Origin of the sequence: Marinobacter sp. DSM 26671, assembly GCF_900112835.1 — a bacterium.
Lineage (GTDB): Bacteria > Pseudomonadota > Gammaproteobacteria > Pseudomonadales > Oleiphilaceae > Marinobacter > Marinobacter flavimaris.
In genome coordinates, this window is record NZ_FONF01000002.1 from 129,223 (window position 1) to 147,137 (window position 17,915).

Here is a 17,915-nt window from a genome sequence, read left to right on the forward strand (position 1 = left end):
TAAGTCACGCGCGATGATACCCGCGGGCCACTTGAAGAACCAGTCTGCCGGCACCACTTTAGAAACACTTGATTCGCTAAGGAGGACATCATGTCATTCAGCGCACTTCCGAAAATCGGTATGGGAACCTTCCGGCTCAAGGGCAATGACGCCCGTGACGCCGTCAAGAGCGCCCTGTCCCTGGGCTACCGCCACATTGATACCGCCCAGATGTACGAGAATGAAGCGGAAGTTGGCGATGGCATTACCTCCAGCGGCATTCCGCGCCGGGAGATTTTCCTGACCACCAAAATCTGGCACGACCAGCTGCACGCCAGTGACCTGATCAACAGCCTCCATGACAGCCTCGCACGGCTCAAAACCGACCATGTGGATCTGGCGCTGATCCACTGGCCATCGCCCGGTGACGAAGTGCCCATGAAGGAGTATCTGGGTGCCTTGAGGGATGCCCAGCGCGAGGGTCTGGCAGAGCACATCGGCATTTCGAACTTTACCTGTGCCCAGATGGATGAGGCGAAAGCCATACTGGGCGACACGCCCATCTTCACCAATCAGGTAGAAGTGCATCCGTTCCTGGCCAACCGCAAGGTGGTGGCACATGCCCAGAAGCTCGGCATTACCGTGACCGGCTATATGCCGCTGGCAGTCGGTAAGGTGATGGAGGACGAAACACTGCAGCGCATTGCCGCTGAGCGAAACCTGACGCCGGCCCAGGTGGCCATTGCCTGGGTGGCATCGAGAGGCGTTGTGCCGATCCCTTCCTCAACACGGCCCGGCCACCAGAAGGCTAACCTGGAGGCGCTGGAGGTTGAGTTGAGCGAGGAAGAAATCCGCGCGATTGACGAACTGGACCGTAACGAACGCATCGCTAATCCGGACTTTGCGCCGTCCTGGGACTGAGCCAGAACCCGGCTCCAACCAGCAAGAGCGTAGCCACCGGGGTGACAAGCAACCACCAGGTCTGAAGCACCCATAAGAGGGCGGCACTGAACAGACTCCACAACACCAGCAGCGGCAGGTAGACCCAGCGCCAGGTCCTGGTCACGAGTGCCAGAGCGAGCGCGCCGGCAGCTGCGGTGGTGCCGGGTGCTACGCCAAACAATCCGACGGCCTCCCACTGGCCGGAATCAGCCATTGCCAACCAGGGCAAGACACAGACAGCAAGCAGCCAGAGTACGGCAAGTCTTCCGATCGCTAGCCTGCTGTCATGAACGCCGCCTGAAAACACGGCAGCCGCAAGCAACGCGCCCTGGGCCACGAAGGCCCACCCAAACCACGCCGCCGGCCAGTTAATGGGGCCGAAATAGCCCACCAGAAACCCGTAACCGCTGACTATCCAGGCAAGCGACATCAGGCCGACGGCCAAACGCCGTGCCGCCCTGTTCTGTCTGGAGATCAGCACCGGTATAAAAATAGCGATCACTACTGCCAGCAACTGCCAGGGCCATAGATCCTGGTTGATCCGGACAAACAGCCGCAGAAACACCTGCGGCCCGAACATCACAAAATCCTGTAGCGAGTAGCTCAGCCAATCAGCCCCACTCACAGCGACCTCACGTAACCCGCCATCCGCTGGCGCTGGCTGGCATCAGGCAATGTACCGTACATCGCCCCCATGTTTTCCTTCATGTGCTCGACCTTACTGGTCGCCGGAATGGCACAGGTCACCGCCGGGTGGGAAATAATGTACTTGAGGAAAAACTCCGCCCAGTTGCCAACACCGGCCTCCCCGGCCCAATCGGGCAGTGGCTCCGACTGGAATCGCCGAAACAGCGAACCGCCCTGGAATGGACGATTGACGATCACCCCGATTCCGCGCTCCTGGGCCAATGGCAGCAGCCGGTCCTCAACCTCCCGGTCCAGAACGTTGTAGGTCAGCTGCACAAAATCCAGAGGCTCCCGCTCCATAATCTGCGCGAATTCCCGATGCCGGCGACCATGGGATGTGGTGATGCCGATATACCGAACCTCACCGTTCGCCCTCATCTGCTTGAGCGTTTCAAGATGCCCCTGCCACCCCAACAGATTGTGCACCTGCAACAAATCGAACCGGTCAACGCCCCAACGCCTGCTCGAACGCGCCGCCTCCGCCCGGGTTGCTGATTCATCGCCGGTCCAGATCTTGGTAGCTGCAAAAATCCGGTCGTGGCCGTCCAGAGCGTTCAGCGCCTCGCCCATTACATCTGCAGCGCTGCCATACATCGGCGAGCCATCGACCACCGTGCCGCCGCGCTCGAAAAAGGTTTTCAAAACCTCAGTGCGCTGGGTGATTAATTGTTCGTCACCACCAACGTTGAAGGTGATCCAGGTGCCCATACCGATTGCAGGGATGGATTCGTCTGTGCCGGGAATCCGGCGCATGGTGGGAGATAATGCAGTGCTTCCCGATGTGTTTGCGAACAGCATCGGGGCTTTGAGAGCAATTCCGGCGAGGCCGGAACTGATCAGGAACTTCCTTCGAGTAATCTGATTCGCCATAGCGCCCCCACTGACAGAAATTTCAGTGCGAATAGCATGATGCTCAAACAGCGCGGGTGGGTCATCCCTTCTCCAGACCGTGGAGGGCCACGGATGGCCCGACCGAGCCTACATGGAAGTATTTACGGCGTGTCTGGAGAAGGGATGACCCACCCGGGCGGCAGCTACATGGCTGACAGTCTTACCAACAACTCAGTTCCCGTAGTGGGCATCAAGATATTTCAGAATACGGGCAGACTCGAACAGGCCTTCCCCGGTATTGGGGTCTTCAAGATAGGGCACCTGAACCCGCTTGTGCACCTGGAAAAACGCATCCCGCTTGCCACCGGGAATCGGCGTATAAGGCCCCGGCTTGATGCGCTGCTTCGCTGGCCCGATCTCTGTCCAGTGCTCCTTCCCGAGGTTGTGCAAGGTATACGGAATTTCCAGCTCGCACAGCCGCTCACGCACCAAACGTGAAAACGGGCTCCCCTCGAAACTCCAGAGGTGCAACGGCTGCTCCGGCCGCTTGCCCTGGCTGACCCTCAGCCCCCGCATGGCGCTGGTTACCGAGGCTACAGAGCCCAGGACCGGCTGCCAGACCCGACCACGATAGTAGGACGGTACCGACCGGCCGGCATATTGCCGGAACAGATACTCGATGATCTCCTCGGATTCGTACATGACCGTGCCCGTGTTCTGGTCCGCCAGCAAAGGGAACTGTTGGCGGCCTCCCAGCGCTTCCGCCTGGGCCCGGAAAACCGACCCGCCCTTCGGGCAGGGCCGGATTTCCACATCCAGATTAAGGGCAGTCAGGGCTTCACGAACGCGACGGCAGTACGGACAGCCTTCCATGTCATAGAGCACGATCGGCTTTTCCGGCTGGGGAACATTTTTTACCACCAGGCAACCACGCCAGGCAGTGAGCGACGATGTGGCGACCGAGCCCAGCACGTGGACGTTATGAGAAAGCATATTCGACATAAACAAACCTTTTTTTGGAGACCACGCCATTATCACGCAATCTGACGATTTTCCATTGGCTCCCGGGTACCCATGATGTGATCAAACCAGGGTTTGGTCACGCACCAGTTGGCATTGGGGTTGGGTCCCATATGATGATCATAGTGCCAGGGCAGGTTCTTTCTCGCCCATTCCGGGTCCAGATGTGAGCGCTTATGTACCCGGTAGTAATTCCAGGCGCTGTAGTAGAGAGTACCCACAAAAAAGGGTGCGAATGGCAGCAGCGGGGTGACTGCTGCAGCCCCCGCAACGAGGGCAGCCACCTCCTTGGTTTGGGCATTCCAGGTCAGGGGCGGTCTGCGATAGTCGTCATCCAGGAAGCCATTTCGCCGGACATTTCGGTGATGATCGTGCCAGTGAAACGACCAGAAACTTGCCCGGTTCCGGCCCAGCTCATGAAGAACGTGTTTATGGAATACCCATTCCACGCCATTGGCGGTCAAAAGACCCAGTGGAATACCAATCATGGTGTCCTCCTTTTATTGTTTTCGGAACACTTGGTTACACATTCATCAGGAAACGCCTTTTTGGCCGCGAATTCCATGACTCAAACGCCGGAAAAAGCACCCATAAATCCGATAGAAAAGTCATTGACAACCCGAAGGTTAATTTTTATCCACCTAACTCCATGATTCGCAAGGGCACTTACATCGCGTCACAAAAGTTCAATACAAACAACGACACTACTGCCATTTTTTAACGTCATGTAGAGCTTTTCTGCATAGTACAAACCGGCAGGATGGGCTATTGTTGGACTATAGGAACTCACTGGATAGCGATCATGGTAGCCCCGGGTATGCGGCGTTCTGAAAGTAGAGAAAAAACAGGTTCTGGATTCAGACGGTCTCTTTTGGCATCCCTCACGGCCCTTGCCGTGATTACCACCCCGTCCGTTGTGGTCGCCGAAGACGATAATTCCGGTTTCTCGGGAAATCGCCTCTGGACGAACCAGCTTCAGGATTACGCGCTCAAGTCCCTCCAAAATGAAGACGCCATGAGCATGGCCGCCATTCCGCTGAATGGGCCCGGCATCAATCAGTACATCAATGCCGATGCGCTGATGAGCCCCGGTTCCATCATGAAGCTGGTGACAACCTTTGCGGCGCTGGAGGTTCTCGGGCCCAACCACCATTGGGATACCGATTTCCTGACCGACGGTGTCATGGTCGGCGACACTCTCAAGGGTAATCTCTACGTCCGCTTCGGAGGCGATCCCAAGCTCACTATTGAACGCCTCTGGACCACACTGGGTGAGCTTCGCAGCATGGGAATTACCAGAATCGAGGGAGACCTGATCCTTGATGGTTCCTACTTTCAGGTAGACGGTGGTTTTCCTGCGTTTGAAGACAACGGCGACAACCCCCACGCGCCGTTTCTGGTGGAACCGTCCGCCTATCTGACCAACCTGAACCTGATGCATTTCCAGGTTCGTGCCGATGAGCGTGGCACCCAGGCCTGGAGCACGCCCTCCCTGGGCGAAGTTGTCATCGACAACCGTGTGGTTGCCACTGCAGAAGGCCCGTGCCCATCACGAAGAAACTTTGAATGGGAGCCCATCATTCATGAAGACCACCGGGTGACCGTTCGGGTAACCGGTGAACTTCCCCAGGGCTGCCGAACCACCACCTATCTTTCATTGCTGTCCCATGAGCAGTACAGCGCCTCGTTGATTCGCTCCTTGCTGGCAGACCTTGGCGTCGTGGTGTCTGGTGGAGACCTGAATGGCGTAACGCCTGAGGATGCCCGACTGGTAATGAAAACCACCTCGCCGGACCTGGTTACCATGGTGAGGGACATCAACAAGTGGAGCAGCAACGTGATGGCGCGCCAACTGCTCCTCACCATTGGTGCGGAAAACCGCCAGGAAGATGAAAGCGATGACCGGGTTGCCGGTATACGGGTGATCTACGACTGGCTTGAAAACAAGGGCATCAATACCGCCGGCATGGTGATCGACAACGGCGCTGGCCTCACCCGACACGGGCGGATCACCGCGCGCCAGGGCGCTCAAATATTGGAACACGCCTGGAACAGCGCCTACTCGGCAGACCTCATGGCCTCAATGCCTATCATCGCGATGGATGGAACCATGGCACGCCGCCTGCGCAACACCGGCATGGATGGCGAGGGTCGCATCAAGACCGGTTACCTGGAGAATGTGAGATCGATCGCCGGATTCACCCGCGATTCCAATAACACCACCTGGGCCGTGGTCGGGATGGTCAATAACGATCCTGCCTGGAATGGCCAGGCCGTGCTGGACCGTATTCTCTATTCGCTGCATTTCAGGCCGCCGACCGGGACCGCTATTTCACATGCGGCTTCCGGCACTTCTGAGACTAGCATTCAATAAAAAGCCCCGGCGTAAGCCGGGGCTTTCAAGCTCGATCTTGCTTCCGAACTTACTCTATAACTGGAACAAAATCGTCCATGAGCGTTACCGTGGCGACGCTTTCGGGCCCTTCATTCAACCGGGCTATGGCAGTGTAGACACCGCCAACTTCCAGATTGAGACTTGGGGACTTGTAAAGCACGGTAGCGCCATCCGCCGAAGTTATAAAGACAACATAGTTCCCCTCGGCAACGCCAAGGTAACCGGAGGACTCAGCATAATTGAAGTCGTCCAGAGCAGGCATGGAATTACCTATGAGCGTGTTCTCGGCACCCCCAGCGTCCGTCGGAATAAGGAACACATCGACTGTGGGCGCTTCAATCGCTCCATGTATAACCCTCAGTTTTGCTTCTGTGGCAATTCGACGATTGTTGTCAGCAAAAACCAAAGCATCAAGCCCCTCCGCAAGTACACCTGCGGCAACAACGGTGTTTAAATCGCCGTTCGCAAAATTCAAAGTTGCATCGATAGCAGTCGAAGCAGTCACTCCTGTAGCTGTGACTGCAACACGGTTGTCGCCGGCATCAAGGGGAACGTACTCGCCTGTTGACGGCGCACCAGGCACTGTTTCACCAAATGCTAGATCAGTGGCCGCAGGCGATCCATCGGGCTCTTCGTTGAGATAAATGTCGACATTCGGAGTGGGAGCGGATGAATTATGAACTGCGCGGATACCAGCTCCCGTTCCAATATCGAGAAGTTCGGATACCTCAGCGCCGTTCAGAACCAAAAGACTCACAGGTGAACTTCCGAAGACCGTATTGTCAACAGCGCCTACCAGCAGATCAGAACCCACTGGCAACCCAATTTGCCCACTGTCGAATACAACTCCGTTAGATCCTGCAGCGGTAACCCGGATCTGATAATCGTCCGATGCAGGCAGCTCCAGTGGGCCAACACTTTCTTTAAAGGAGAAGCTGAAGGTAGCTTCAGCAGGGAGCGGATCCCCAAATGCAGTCACATATACATCCACTGGACCAGCGGCAACGGTCTCTGCCTCGGGCGAAAGATGGACAACCCTCAGACGCGCACTGTTGGCATCATCACGGGCACCATCATCCGTCAAGATCAGCGGCTCAATGGTCTCGTCACCAACTTTGCCAACTGCGATCACGTCATAGTTGGTATCCGCACGCAGCGATACGCCGTCAGCGGAAATTACAGTCGCGGTAGCACCGCCGGGCAGCAATCCATCAACCGCGATATCGGCAAGACCGGCACCCGGAGTGAGGACGGCAGCCTGCTTGTAATCAGCACCTGGAACGACAACATCACCGTTCACCCGTACATTCACCGCAGGTGCATCAGAGGACGCATGCAGGACCCGAACACTGGTTGTTGCTGGATCATCATCGTCATCAAGCCAACACCCGGATAGCACAACGCTACCCGCCAAAACCATCGGTAAAGCATATTTTGTCTTCATTTTTCAAACTCCCCACTTTTGAGGTTGTTTACCAGGATTTGAGTGGTTCGAACCTGCACAATTTCCGTCCATGAATCATGCGTCAATGCATTTACGGGGAGTCAGAAAGAACGGATTTGCATCTTTTGACATTTAAGCTTACAGATGTACGCAATTAATCAAACCTGCGCATGGTGAACTCAGTCATCTTCCCGGCAAGCGGGGCGATGAAGGTCACGAGAGGAAAAGCAACGGCCCAGGCAACGAGAAAAGCCGGCCCCCACCGGTAATGGAATTCGCCGTCGATGCCCGTGTTGATGAAGGTGATCACCCCGGACATCAGCAGCGACATAATTCCGGACATGTAAAAGCCAAAGATCTGCTGGCGTAGACGTGAAAGTCTCATTTTGCTCATGACTTCTCCTGAACAATGCTCCAGGGTTCCCCGGAGCAGCATCTGAAAGGCGTGATATGTCGTACACTGATATCACTCAAAAATGAAATGATAGTGAGCTTGCAATCTTTTTTCGATAAGCTTTTTTACCAAGACAGGTGCGCCATGGATACTGCCAAAGACTGGACACCCGGCTTTTTCAAACCGTTTGTTCTCATTCTGGTACTGGTCCTTGGACTGGTTGGCTGCAGCTCGACCAAGATGGCTTATCGATACGCGGACTGGGGCATCGTGTGGTGGGTAGAAGACTACGTGACACTGACGGCCGACCAGAAACAGCAGCTCAACAGCGACATTGATCAATTGCGGCAATGGCATTGCAGTGCCGAATTGCCCCGCTACCAGGCCTGGCTGGATGAACTCGAGTCTGATGTTTCCAGCAACCCACCCGACAAGGCCACCGTCGACTACCATCAACAACAGCTTTTCAGTTTCTTCCCGAGTCTTCTGGAAAAGGCAACGCCTGTCGCGGTAAACCTTCTCTCAAGCCTGAGCGATGAACAGGTGCAGGAGTTGGCGAACAACATGGCGCAAAGTCAGCGGGAAATGGAAGACGAATTCCTGGCCGACTCCCCGGAGGCGACAGCCGAAGCACGCGCAGAGAGAACCGCGGAGCGGGTTGAGCGATGGCTGGGGGACCTGAACAGCGAGCAGCGCGACATCGTGCGGCAATGGTCAGCCAATCGGGGCGAGCAGACTGAGATCTGGCTGCAGGGTCGAAGGAACTGGCAACTGGCCTTGCTGGAACTGCTGGAAAACAGAAACGCGCCGACGTTCGAGGCGGAGCTGGAATACCTGATTCTGAATTCCGAAGAGGTGCGTGGTGAGGCCTATAAAGCCATGATGGCAGAAAGTCGGGCTGCCATGTCCTCCCTGATGCACGACCTGATTATGGCAGGTGACAGGGAAACACTGGCCCAGCTCCAGGATCGGACGGTGGAGCTGAACGATGACTTCGAGGCACTGACCTGTTCGCCGGCCTGATAAGCTCGGACGTAGTGAAGGCGGGGTCGGATGAAAGCGGTCATCCGACCCCAACGATTACTCAGACTGTCAGGTAGCCACCGTCGGCATTGATGCAGGCGCCCGTGGTGTAGCTGGAAGCATCGGAAACCAGATATAGCACCGTACCCGCCATCTCGCCCGGATCGGCCACCCGCTTCATGGGGATATGGGCCATGGCCTGCTTCTTGATGGCTTCGTTGGTGGTCAGGGCGCTGGCAAACTTGGTATCGGTCAGCCCTGGCAGCAGCGCATTCACGCGGATTTTCTGCTGACCCAGCTCCATGGCAAAGGACTTGGTCATGGAAATCACGGCGGCCTTGGTGACCGAGTAGATGCCCTGGTAGTGGCCCGGATTTACACCGTTCACGGACGCCACGTTCACAATCGAGCCGCCACCGGCTTTCTTCATCATCTGGGCGCCACGGGCGCACATGAAGAAATAGCCCCGGATATTCACATCCACGGTCTTGTTGAACGCTCCCAGGTCGGTGTCCTCTACCGGCCCGAAGTAAGGGTTGGCGGCAGCGTTGTTCACCAGAATGTCCAACTTGCCGTGGGTTTGCTCAATGTGCCCCCAGATACTTTCAATCTGGTCCATATCACCAATATGGCAGGCGTAGGCTTCGGCGCTACCACCGGCATCCCGGATACTGCTGGCAACGGCCTCGCAACCGTCAATCTTGCGGCTGCTTACGATCACGTGGGCGCCATACTCGGCCAGAGTCCGGGCAATACTCTCGCCAATGCCGCGGCTGGCACCGGTAATCAGGGCAACCTTGCCAGTCAGATCAAACAGATTCTTGCTGCTCATTCGTTCACCTCAATTCGCTATCGGAATGTCACCAGGGCGGGATCATCCGCTTCCAGGTGGCTGTAGTTATTAAAAACGGCCAGGCTGCGCCGGGGGCCTGAATAAAGTACCCGCGACACACTGGTGTTGGCGATCACCTCGTTCAGGCCGAGTGCACGGGCGTCATCCAGGCCAAGCAGATGCTGGGCGATTACGGAAATCGGTCCACCGGAGGTCGCCACCAGCACGTCGCCGCCATCGGCGTAGTCAATCATTTCCTCGAAGGCCGCCATAACGCGGGCCTTGAAGTCTGGCCAGCTTTCCTCGTACTCATGGTCATACTCGCCCGAGGCCCAGCGATGCACAGCATGCACAAAGGCCTCCTGGAATGCCTTGGCCGGCTTGGGGAACGCCTTGAGATCCCGCGCCATCACCGCGCGGTCACTCCACTCCGGGCGGTACCGGGCCACCACAGTGGTGTGATCAAACTCGTTGAAGCCGGGAACCACCTGCATATCGGGCAGTTTGGATCCGTACCCGGTGGCGATGGCTTCAACGGTTTCCCGGTGGCGTTCCAGATCGCCTCCGAAAACCGCTGCCGGTTCCACTTTGCCCGCCAGCCAGCGGCCAAGCACCCTACCCTGCTCCCAGCCCGTGGGAGACAGTTGATCGTAGTTTTCTTTCCCGAAACTGGCCTGGCCGTGACGAACCAGATAAATCGTCGCCATTACAGGGAGCTCTCCGCAATCAACCGCTGGCAGCGCTTTTCGAGATAATTAGCGGCATGGCCAAAGGCGGCGAAACGCTTGTCCTTGGTCTGGCCATGGTAGAAACGGTAATAGATCTGCTGGATGATCACTGCCAGCCGGAACAGGCCGTAGATCTCATAGAAGTCGAAGTTGTCGACCTTGAAGCCGGACTGCTCCATGTAATATGCCACCACTTCCTTGCGGGTAAGCATGCCCGGGCGATGGGTCGGTTGGCGGCGCAGCATCTGGAACGGGCCTTCGTCGTCCGCCTCAATCCAGTAGGCCAGGCTGTTTCCAAGATCCATCAGCGGATCACCGATGGTGGCCATCTCCCAGTCCAGTACGCCAATAACCTCGAACGGGTTGTCCGGGTTCAGCACCACGTTGTCGAAGCGGAAATCATTGTGGATCACCACCTGGGCAATGTCGTCGGGCATCTTGTCATTGAGCCAGCTCATTACCTGCTCAAAGTCACCCACATCGTCGGTGCGGGCCTTGCGGAAACGGTCGCTCCAACCGCCAATCTGGCGCTGAACGTAGCCCTCGCCCTTGCCCAGCTTGTCCAGGCCTGCTGCCTTGGCATCCACACGGTGAAGATCCACCAGTTTGTCGATCACGTTCAGGCAAAGCTTACGGGTATCGGCTTCACTGAGCTCGAAATCCTTGGGAAAGTCCTGGCGCAGGATAATGCCCTTCAACCGTTCCATCACGTAGAAATCGCAACCCAGCACGTCGTGATCATCGCAAATGGCAATGATGTTGGGTACGTAGGGATAAACCGGTTTGAGCGCCCGCATGACCTTCGCCTCACGCAGCATGTCGTGGGCAGACTTGGCAATCTTGCCAAACGGCGGCCGGCGCAAGACGTAGGACCGGTCGCCGTAATCCACCTGATAGGTCAGGTTTGAGGCGCCACCCGGGTATTGACGAATCTCTGGCTCGCCTTGCAGATCCGGGATCGCCTCTTTCATGAACCGGTCTACGGCGCCAGTGTCCAGCTCCTCGCCTTCCCGGATGTCCACGGCCTCGTCGATCTGGGTCATTCAGGACTCTCCTTTTGAATCTTCAGTTTAAAACAGTAAAAAAACCGCGCATTCAGGCCTTGCTGCCACCCATCTTGCTCATCCAGCGCTTGCTTTCCTGATGCATCAGCCAGTCGAAAGCCTTGGGCGCATGGCGTTTGAGCATCCACATGCGGCGCTCCTTGGCGTGGGGCAGTACCCAGAAGCTCTTGTTGTTGACCGACCGGAAAATATCCTCGGCCACGTCCTCGGCGGTTACCGTCGAGCGCTTCATCAGCTTGTTCACGTTCTGCTGAATTCCGGGGATATCTGAACGCATGCTGCTGGTCAGATTGGTCTGGAAAAACGCCGGGCATACACAGCTCACATGAATACCGGCATCCCGAAGCTCCTGGCTCAAGGTTTCAGACAGGGCAATCACCCCGGCCTTGGTCACATTGTAGCTATCCATTAACGGCGCCAGCATCAGCCCGGCCATGGAGGCCACATTCACAAATGCCCCGGAGCCCTGCTGCTTGAACTGCGGCGTGAACGCCTTACAGCCGCGAACCACACCCAGCACATTGATATCGAGAATCCACTCCCAATCCGCCATGGTGGTATCTTCAATGGAACCGGCAGAGGCAACGCCAGCGTTGTTCACCACCACATCAACGCCACCCCATTTCTTCACAAGATCATCGCGGACCTTTTCGAAATCGGTCAGGCGTCGAACATCGCACTCGACGAAATAACCTTCGCCTCCGGCCGCATTAATCTCTTTCTCGACGCCAACACCCTGCTCCGGGTTAATGTCGCCGATGCAGACTTTGGCGCCTTCTTTGGCATAACGCAGTGCTATGGCGCGGCCAAGTCCGCTGGCGCCCCCGGTTATGAATACTCTCTGAGTCATCAATGCTTCCCCGCTGTTATCTTGCTAAAAACTGAAACCAACTCCGAAGTACGACGGATTTGGCGGAAGGGTGTTTCTGAAACTGTGCGGAGCCATGGATGGCGGAGCCCAAGCGTCACAGGGACGTGCCGCAAGGAGCGTGTTTCAGAAACACCCTTCCGCCGAATCCAGACTCCCGATTCAGATTCTCAATTTTTATATTTACGCAGCTCAAGACGGGCCACCATAGCCCGATGCACCTCATCCGGACCATCCGCCAGGCGTAAAACACGGGCATAGGCAAACAGCTGTGTCAGCGGGAAGTCGTCATCACTGACTCCGGCACCACCGTGAATCTGAATGGCTTGATCCACAATGGTTTGCAGCATGGATGGAATCACCGCCTTGATCATGGAGACCTCCTGAAGCGCCCCCATGATGCCCTTGGTATCCAGTGCCCAGGCGCATTTCAGCGTGAGCAGACGCGCCTGCTCAATGGCCATGCGGGCATTGGCAATGATATCCGGATTGCCGCCCAGCTTGGCGATCGGACGCCCGAAGGCCTCACGAGTCGTTGCCCGCTTGATCAGAATCTCCAGCGTGCGCTCTGCCGCACCGATTGCCCGCATACAGTGGTGCACTCGGCCCGGCCCAAGACGGCCCTGGGCAATCTCGAATCCGCGGCCCGGGCCGGCGATGAATGCGCTCTTGGGCAAACGCACGTTGTCAAAAAGCACCTCGCCATGGCCATAGGGCTCATCATATTCACCGAATACCGGCAACATACGCTCGATCTTGACGCCAGGCGTGTCCAGCGGCACCAGCACCATGGAATGACGGCGATGCTTGTGCGCATTCGGATCCGTCAGACCCATGAATATGGCAACCTTACAGTCGGGATGCCCGATACCGGTGCTCCACCACTTGCGACCGTTCAGAACCACTTCGTCGCCTTCAACAACGGCCGTTGCCTCCATATTGGTGGCATCGGAAGAGGCAACCGCCGGCTCGGTCATGCAGAAGGCGGAGCGAATCTCACCACTGAGCAGCCGCGGCAACCACTCGGCTTTCTGCTCCTCAGAGCCATAGTGGATCAATACTTCCATATTGCCCGTATCCGGCGCGTTGCAGTTGAAGATCTCCGGCGCAATAAAGCTGCGCCCGGTTTCCTCGGCAATCAGTGCGTAGTCGGAGTTCAGCAGGCCGCAGCCGTATTTTTCGTCCGGGAAGAACATGTTCCATAGGCCCTGGGCTTTGGCTTTCTCCTTCAGCTCCCGGATGATCGGAAGCACAACCCAGCGGTTATCCAGTGAGGCAAGCTCCTTGTGGTACTGCTCTTCGATGGGAAAAATCTCATCCTTCATGAACTGCTTCACGCGGTTGAGATAATCCTGGCCTTTCTCGGAAATATTGAAATCCATCGCCGTCTCCTCGCTAACGGTTGCACGGTGGCGTGCACGGAATCATCACGTTGAGACCAGTCTAGGGATGACTTAACTATTACGCGACTGAATTATTCTTATCGTTTATTATTAACCAAACTTATTCAAATTCTCCAGAAACGGATCCCGCTCATGGCCCTCAACCGCCTGGACCTGAACCTGCTGCACGTCTTCGACACCATCTACCGGGAGGGAAGCCTGACTCGTGCAGCCAGGTCACTGCATCTCACTCAGCCGGCTGTCAGTCATTCCCTGTCGAGGCTAAGGGACCATTTTGACGACCCCCTGTTTACCCGTCAGGGCAACCAGATGGTGCCAACACCACTGGCCCGGCGGTTCCTTGAGTCCATGCGGCCGGGCCTCACCCAGATCCAGGGCGCGGTAAACCAGTTTCATGCCTTTGATCCGGCCACCCAGCGTAAAACCTATTCGCTCGGGCTACGTGACATTCTGGAATCGACCTTCCTGCCCCGCCTGATGGCGCGCCTGGACGCCTATCCGGAACTGGAAATTGTCAGCCAGAGGATCGCGAGGCGCGACATGGAGACGCAACTGGCGGCCGGCAAACTGGATTTTGCCGTGGATGTGCTACTGCCCGTGAGTAACCAGACGTCCCACGAACTCCTGAGGCGCGACCGCCTGGTGGTTCTGGCCCGGGAGGGGCACCCGCTGGCAACAGAGTCGCTGGATATGGAAGGGTACCTGTCCGCAAAACACGTGCTGGTATCCTCGCGTACCGAAGGACCCGGGATCGAGGACTTTGAACTATCGCGACTGGGGGTACAACGGAGTATCCGCTTGCGGTGTCAGCATTACTATGCCGCCTGCAGAGTGGTGGAAGAGACCGATCTGCTGCTGACCATGCCGGAAGCTTACGCCAGAATTATCGCCGAGCGGGCCAACATCCGGATTATGGATCCGCCGGCGGACCTGCCGTCTATCGACGTACACCTGTATTGGCACAAGGCTTACGAGCGGGAGCCGGCGCTGATCTGGTTCCGGGAGCAGTTGAAGGCAATCAGTTGAGCCTCAGTAGGCGCCAACCACCATCAGGAAACCGAAGAATCCGATAGCCGTGATCCCCAGGGACGCCATTACGATGCCGAGGCCCCACCAGACGGCGGCACCATCGGATATCTCCACATCGTGGCCCCTCAGGGTTCGGTAGAAAGCCCAGGGGCCCAGGACAAATGCACCAACCACCGCGAATACCAGTCCGACGCTGATACCAGCAAAGGTCCAGGTGGCCAGAACCATGGCCCGGTCTTTGACCTGGTCGGTGACACCGTGGTGCTCGAGAAATTTCTTGCAGAAAAACCAGATCAGGGCGAACAGGATGATGACAAAAACCAGTCCGCCGACAAGGGTGATCATTCGGTATAGCAAGGTGTCGTTCCTGTCAGTTTAGAGGCCCGTCAGGCCGGAAACACGGGCTCCGGGAGGCACTCGAACCCCGGTTTGGCGAATAGATAGCCCTGGTAGAGATTGATCCCCTGGGAGCGCAACCAGAAGTATTCTTCCTTGGTTTCGACGCCCTCAGCAATGATCTGGCCGCCAAGCTGAGTCATCATGGTAATGATGCCTGCAACAACGGCCTGCTTGTTCGGCTGCCGATCAATATCACGGATCAATGCCATATCCAGCTTCAACAGATCGGGCGGACTGGCCATCATGACATTGTACCGTGAGAAACCGGCCCCGAAATCATCAATGGCTGTGCTGAAACCCATCTCCTGATAAGCCTCGATAATCGACACGAGGTGGTCGACAGATGTGGAGGTCAGTTGTTCGTCCTCAGTAAGCTCGAAAATGATTTTCCGGGTATCAAAATTGTAGGTCTTGGCAGCCGCCAGGGTCGTGCGAATACAGTACTCGGCCCGGTACACCGCGTTGGGCATAAAATTAATGCTGAGCATCGGCTCCATGTTCAGCCTGGCGGCAAGCTTGACCGCCTTGACCCGACAAACCTGATCGAAGGCGTAGCGATTCTGCTCGGTTACCTTCGAGAGGACACTCATCGCCCCCTGACCCTCGGTGCCTCGCACCAGCGCCTCGTAGGCGTAAACAGATTTGTTGAGAACGTCAACAATGGGCTGGAACGCGAAGGTAAAGGAAAAATCCAACCCCTCTCCACATGCACATTGCTCGCAACGAGACTCGTCAAACAGTACGGCGGGTTGGTTCACTTCAACTCCTGAATTCACTTCTGGCGGTTTTGCTATGTTTATATGGCGTATTTTTCACCCAATATAGCCGCGATCCCCTCCCCGGTAAAACCACTTTCTGGTTAAAGCGTGTCAAACGGTGGCATCCCCTGCCTACATGACTAAACTGGGGTTTGTCGTATATACGTGTCTGTCCACAAAAGGAGTTTCCCTAATGGCCCAAACTACCCGCATCGCTGTAACCCCGGGCGACGGCATAGGTCCTGAAGTGGTGGCCGAGGCTGTGCGCTGCCTCGAGACCCTGCGCGCCAAACACGGCCTGGACCTTGAGTGGACTCGATTCCCCTGGCCATCCCACGCCTGGCACGAGGAGCATGGCGAATCCATGCCCGCGGATGCCCTGGCGCAGTTACAGAAGTACGATGCCATCCTTCTGGGTGCCCTTGGCGATCCGGGCCCTATGGACGATCCGGACCGATACCTGCTTCCAGACAGCATTTCCCTGGCGCCACTGCTGGACATGCGCAAAGGGTTCGACCAGTGGGTCTGCGAACGTCCGGCCCGGCTTCTGCCCGGTGCCCGCCAGTACCTGGCCGATGAGCGCGCCAAGGACATCGACATGCTGGTGATTCGGGAAAACTCCGAGGGTGAGTACGTCAGCCAGGGTGGACGTCTGCGCAAGGGCACGCCGGATGAAGTGGCCACCCAGATGGAGGTGTTCACACGCAAGGCAACCGACCGGATCATCCGCTATGGGTTTGAACAGGCCCGAAACCGCGCCGCAGACCGGGTTTCGGAGGGTCGCACACGGACATTCCGGACCCTGGATGGCAGAACCTGTGAAAGCCAGGTGTGCCTGGTCACCAAGCGCAATGCCTTGCGCTACTGGGGCGACATGTACACCGAAGCGTTCGAGGAGATAAGCAAGGAATACCCGGACGTGGCCACGCATCATGAGCTGGTGGACGCGGCCTGCATGAAGTTCGTGCAAAGCCCCTGGGCCTTTGACGTGGTCGTCGCGAGCAACCTCCAGGGGGACATTCTTACCGACCTAGCTGCGGTTCTGTCAGGTGGCATGGGCGTGGCACCCTCCTGCAACCTGAACCCGACGGATCCGGATATGCCTTCTATGTTCGAACCTACCCATGGCAGCGCGCCGGATATTGCCGGCCAGGGCCTGGCTGACCCCACCGCCATGCTCTTTACCGCCGCCCGCATGCTCGAGTGGCTTGGCCGCAAGGACCCTGCCATTGCCGCAGCTGGCAAGGAGCTGTTCGACGCAGTGGCTGCAGACCTTGCCGAAAACTCAGGCAGCCGACGAGGCACCCACGAAATCGGCTCTGCGATCTGCGAGCGGCTGTCCCGATAGATCCGGGTTACTGGTCGGCCATGACAAATTCGAGCCGGCCAGGCGCTACCCGCACATCTACCGGCATCATACCGAACATACGCTGGGCGAAGTCGGTTTCGTCCAGTCGGTACACCGGCATGGTCTCCAGCATCTGGGCAACCAACCGCATGACCGTATCGGTTACAGGCTTCAAATCCCCTTTGAAGAACGGAGAGTCAATACTGCTTTCAAGAAGCTGCAACCGCCGTATGAAGATGGCTTTCTCAGTGCTGTCGTAAACCGGCGCCCCTTCGACCTTCAAGGCAATGTCCACGGGCAGCTTCGCCATCAGCGCATTCAGCGCTACCTGACCTCTCACATCGATCACCGCCACATCGCGACCATCTGGTCCAAGGGTAATGTCGGCGTCGTCGAGACTCAGGCTCAATGGCGAACCACTACTCAGCTGGTTTCGGTCGAAGTCGCGAACCACATCCTGAAGGTGACGTTCCAGCTCGCCTTCGGAGATGGAATAGGGCGACAGACTGGCGCAACCGCTGGCGAGCACCAGCAGCAGGGCCAGAAGCGCACGGAGGGCGTAAATCGGCGTTCTATTCATTTTCGGCCCGGGCCTCGACATGAGGCGTAAGAGTGTCGTCAAAAACCACGTGTATCAAGATGGGTCTGCAGCAGACCTGGCAATCCTCGACATACTCCTGTTCCGGTACCGACGGGTCGACGCTGACATCCAGCGTCTCCCAGCAGTACGGGCACTGAATCAGTACCGAATCCAGGGCGGACATGGCATCA

Annotated in this window: 20 protein-coding genes; 5 read left to right on the top strand and 15 right to left on the bottom strand. The window is 57.1% G+C overall.

Translation table 11 applies throughout. The features are described from left to right. Positions 1 to 90 precede the first annotated feature (90 nt). Positions 91 to 900 carry a 2,5-didehydrogluconate reductase DkgB gene (gene dkgB / locus BM035_RS02715; protein ID WP_092030242.1) on the top strand — a complete coding sequence of 270 codons (810 nt, stop codon included), beginning with the start codon at positions 91 to 93 and terminating at the stop codon, positions 898 to 900. Here the strand turns inward: dkgB and BM035_RS02720 are convergent. The 4 genes from BM035_RS02720 to BM035_RS02735 all read right to left on the bottom strand — a co-directional run bounded on the left by BM035_RS02720 (position 869) and on the right by BM035_RS02735 (position 3,947). Then, the gene (locus tag BM035_RS02720) at positions 869 to 1,546 is read right to left on the bottom strand and encodes a hypothetical protein (RefSeq protein ID WP_139216016.1); all 678 of its coding nucleotides are present in this window, start codon (positions 1,544 to 1,546) and stop codon (positions 869 to 871) included. The genes dkgB and BM035_RS02720 overlap by 32 nt on opposite strands. Next, the gene (locus tag BM035_RS02725; protein ID WP_092030245.1) at positions 1,543 to 2,478 is read right to left on the bottom strand and encodes an aldo/keto reductase; all 936 of its coding nucleotides are present in this window, start codon (positions 2,476 to 2,478) and stop codon (positions 1,543 to 1,545) included. The genes BM035_RS02720 and BM035_RS02725 overlap by 4 nt, the downstream gene beginning before the upstream one ends. Before the next feature lie 192 nt (positions 2,479 to 2,670). Further along, the gene (locus BM035_RS02730; RefSeq protein ID WP_053115543.1) at positions 2,671 to 3,441 is read right to left on the bottom strand and encodes a glutathione S-transferase N-terminal domain-containing protein; all 771 of its coding nucleotides are present in this window, start codon (positions 3,439 to 3,441) and stop codon (positions 2,671 to 2,673) included. A 32-nt stretch (positions 3,442 to 3,473) separates the two neighbouring features. Beyond that, a complete protein-coding gene (locus tag BM035_RS02735) occupies positions 3,474 to 3,947 on the bottom strand; it encodes a sterol desaturase family protein (RefSeq protein WP_041645015.1) in 474 nt (157 codons plus the stop codon). A gap of 329 nt (positions 3,948 to 4,276) precedes the next feature. Between BM035_RS02735 and dacB the strand changes: the two genes are divergently transcribed. Next, positions 4,277 to 5,833 (top strand): D-alanyl-D-alanine carboxypeptidase/D-alanyl-D-alanine endopeptidase, encoded by a 1,557-nt coding sequence (gene dacB / locus BM035_RS02740; protein WP_175497332.1) that lies wholly within the window; start codon positions 4,277 to 4,279, stop codon positions 5,831 to 5,833. 49 nt (positions 5,834 to 5,882) lie between these two features. On the opposite strand, the gene BM035_RS02745 is transcribed toward dacB, so the two are convergent. Together BM035_RS02745 and BM035_RS02750 are read right to left on the bottom strand one after the other, a co-directional pair. Then, positions 5,883 to 7,298 (bottom strand): DUF4397 domain-containing protein, encoded by a 1,416-nt coding sequence (locus BM035_RS02745; protein WP_092030248.1) that lies wholly within the window; start codon positions 7,296 to 7,298, stop codon positions 5,883 to 5,885. A 154-nt stretch (positions 7,299 to 7,452) separates the two neighbouring features. Further along, on the bottom strand, positions 7,453 to 7,692 hold the full coding sequence (locus BM035_RS02750) for a DUF2798 domain-containing protein (RefSeq protein WP_092030250.1): 240 nt from the start codon (positions 7,690 to 7,692) through the stop codon (positions 7,453 to 7,455). Positions 7,693 to 7,836: 144 nt separating this feature from the next. Here BM035_RS02750 and BM035_RS02755 point away from each other — a divergent pair, with 144 nt between their 5' ends. After that, on the top strand, positions 7,837 to 8,715 hold the full coding sequence (locus BM035_RS02755; protein ID WP_092030252.1) for a DUF6279 family lipoprotein: 879 nt from the start codon (positions 7,837 to 7,839) through the stop codon (positions 8,713 to 8,715). A 61-nt stretch (positions 8,716 to 8,776) separates the two neighbouring features. Here the strand turns inward: BM035_RS02755 and BM035_RS02760 are convergent, their stop codons facing one another. The 5 genes from BM035_RS02760 to BM035_RS02780 all read right to left on the bottom strand — a co-directional run bounded on the left by BM035_RS02760 (position 8,777) and on the right by BM035_RS02780 (position 13,589). Further along, positions 8,777 to 9,547 carry an SDR family oxidoreductase gene (locus BM035_RS02760; RefSeq protein ID WP_092030253.1) on the bottom strand — a complete coding sequence of 257 codons (771 nt, stop codon included), beginning with the start codon at positions 9,545 to 9,547 and terminating at the stop codon, positions 8,777 to 8,779. Between the two features lie 17 nt (positions 9,548 to 9,564). After that, entirely contained in the window at positions 9,565 to 10,254 is a 690-nt protein-coding gene (locus BM035_RS02765) for a histidine phosphatase family protein (protein WP_092030255.1), read from the bottom strand. After that, entirely contained in the window at positions 10,254 to 11,318 is a 1,065-nt protein-coding gene (locus tag BM035_RS02770) for a phosphotransferase family protein (protein ID WP_008176102.1), read from the bottom strand. The genes BM035_RS02765 and BM035_RS02770 overlap by 1 nt, the downstream gene beginning before the upstream one ends. A gap of 52 nt (positions 11,319 to 11,370) precedes the next feature. Next, positions 11,371 to 12,189: an SDR family oxidoreductase gene (locus BM035_RS02775; RefSeq protein ID WP_008176103.1), complete on the bottom strand. Its 819-nt coding sequence runs from the start codon at positions 12,187 to 12,189 to the stop codon at positions 11,371 to 11,373. A 188-nt stretch (positions 12,190 to 12,377) separates the two neighbouring features. Then, complete coding sequence (locus BM035_RS02780) at positions 12,378 to 13,589, bottom strand: acyl-CoA dehydrogenase family protein (RefSeq protein ID WP_092030257.1); 1,212 nt, start codon at positions 13,587 to 13,589, stop codon at positions 12,378 to 12,380. Positions 13,590 to 13,742: 153 nt separating this feature from the next. Here BM035_RS02780 and BM035_RS02785 point away from each other — a divergent pair, with 153 nt between their 5' ends. Next, positions 13,743 to 14,636, top strand: a complete 894-nt coding sequence (locus BM035_RS02785; RefSeq protein WP_008176107.1) for a LysR family transcriptional regulator — start codon at positions 13,743 to 13,745, stop codon at positions 14,634 to 14,636. Positions 14,637 to 14,639: 3 nt separating this feature from the next. Here the strand turns inward: BM035_RS02785 and BM035_RS02790 are convergent, their stop codons facing one another. Beyond that, positions 14,640 to 14,996, bottom strand: coding sequence for a hypothetical protein (locus tag BM035_RS02790; protein WP_254775357.1), 357 nt, complete (start codon positions 14,994 to 14,996; stop codon positions 14,640 to 14,642). 29 nt (positions 14,997 to 15,025) lie between these two features. Beyond that, positions 15,026 to 15,796 carry an EAL domain-containing protein gene (locus BM035_RS02795; RefSeq protein WP_175497333.1) on the bottom strand — a complete coding sequence of 257 codons (771 nt, stop codon included), beginning with the start codon at positions 15,794 to 15,796 and terminating at the stop codon, positions 15,026 to 15,028. Positions 15,797 to 15,989: 193 nt separating this feature from the next. Here BM035_RS02795 and BM035_RS02800 point away from each other — a divergent pair, with 193 nt between their 5' ends. After that, positions 15,990 to 17,144, top strand: coding sequence for an isocitrate/isopropylmalate dehydrogenase family protein (locus BM035_RS02800; RefSeq protein ID WP_092030260.1), 1,155 nt, complete (start codon positions 15,990 to 15,992; stop codon positions 17,142 to 17,144). 7 nt (positions 17,145 to 17,151) lie between these two features. On the opposite strand, the gene BM035_RS02805 is transcribed toward BM035_RS02800, so the two are convergent. Together BM035_RS02805 and BM035_RS02810 are read right to left on the bottom strand one after the other, a co-directional pair. Continuing rightward, positions 17,152 to 17,724, bottom strand: coding sequence for a DUF1439 domain-containing protein (locus BM035_RS02805; protein ID WP_008176117.1), 573 nt, complete (start codon positions 17,722 to 17,724; stop codon positions 17,152 to 17,154). Beyond that, positions 17,717 to 17,908 carry a CPXCG motif-containing cysteine-rich protein gene (locus BM035_RS02810; protein WP_008176119.1) on the bottom strand — a complete coding sequence of 64 codons (192 nt, stop codon included), beginning with the start codon at positions 17,906 to 17,908 and terminating at the stop codon, positions 17,717 to 17,719. The genes BM035_RS02805 and BM035_RS02810 overlap by 8 nt, the downstream gene beginning before the upstream one ends. Between the last annotated feature and the right edge of the window lie 7 nt (positions 17,909 to 17,915).

Bases quoted from the DNA above. Each gene is read 5' to 3' on its own strand.
- BM035_RS02775 (WP_008176103.1), bottom strand. From the start codon at position 12,189: ATGACTCAGAGAGTATTCATAACCGGGGGCGCCAGCGGACTTGGCCGC.
- BM035_RS02755 (WP_092030252.1), top strand. From the start codon at position 7,837: ATGGATACTGCCAAAGACTGGACACCCGGCTTTTTCAAACCGTTTGTT.
- BM035_RS02750 (WP_092030250.1), bottom strand. From the start codon at position 7,692: ATGAGCAAAATGAGACTTTCACGTCTACGCCAGCAGATCTTTGGCTTT.
- dkgB (WP_092030242.1), top strand. From the start codon at position 91: ATGTCATTCAGCGCACTTCCGAAAATCGGTATGGGAACCTTCCGGCTC.
- BM035_RS02760 (WP_092030253.1), bottom strand. From the start codon at position 9,547: ATGAGCAGCAAGAATCTGTTTGATCTGACTGGCAAGGTTGCCCTGATT.
- BM035_RS02765 (WP_092030255.1), bottom strand. From the start codon at position 10,254: ATGGCGACGATTTATCTGGTTCGTCACGGCCAGGCCAGTTTCGGGAAA.
- BM035_RS02745 (WP_092030248.1), bottom strand. From the start codon at position 7,298: ATGAAGACAAAATATGCTTTACCGATGGTTTTGGCGGGTAGCGTTGTG.
- BM035_RS02780 (WP_092030257.1), bottom strand. From the start codon at position 13,589: ATGGATTTCAATATTTCCGAGAAAGGCCAGGATTATCTCAACCGCGTG.
- BM035_RS02810 (WP_008176119.1), bottom strand. From the start codon at position 17,908: ATGTCCGCCCTGGATTCGGTACTGATTCAGTGCCCGTACTGCTGGGAG.
- BM035_RS02800 (WP_092030260.1), top strand. From the start codon at position 15,990: ATGGCCCAAACTACCCGCATCGCTGTAACCCCGGGCGACGGCATAGGT.
- dacB (WP_175497332.1), top strand. From the start codon at position 4,277: ATGCGGCGTTCTGAAAGTAGAGAAAAAACAGGTTCTGGATTCAGACGG.
- BM035_RS02785 (WP_008176107.1), top strand. From the start codon at position 13,743: ATGGCCCTCAACCGCCTGGACCTGAACCTGCTGCACGTCTTCGACACC.
- BM035_RS02735 (WP_041645015.1), bottom strand. From the start codon at position 3,947: ATGATTGGTATTCCACTGGGTCTTTTGACCGCCAATGGCGTGGAATGG.
- BM035_RS02805 (WP_008176117.1), bottom strand. From the start codon at position 17,724: ATGAATAGAACGCCGATTTACGCCCTCCGTGCGCTTCTGGCCCTGCTG.
- BM035_RS02770 (WP_008176102.1), bottom strand. From the start codon at position 11,318: ATGACCCAGATCGACGAGGCCGTGGACATCCGGGAAGGCGAGGAGCTG.
- BM035_RS02725 (WP_092030245.1), bottom strand. From the start codon at position 2,478: ATGGCGAATCAGATTACTCGAAGGAAGTTCCTGATCAGTTCCGGCCTC.
- BM035_RS02730 (WP_053115543.1), bottom strand. From the start codon at position 3,441: ATGTCGAATATGCTTTCTCATAACGTCCACGTGCTGGGCTCGGTCGCC.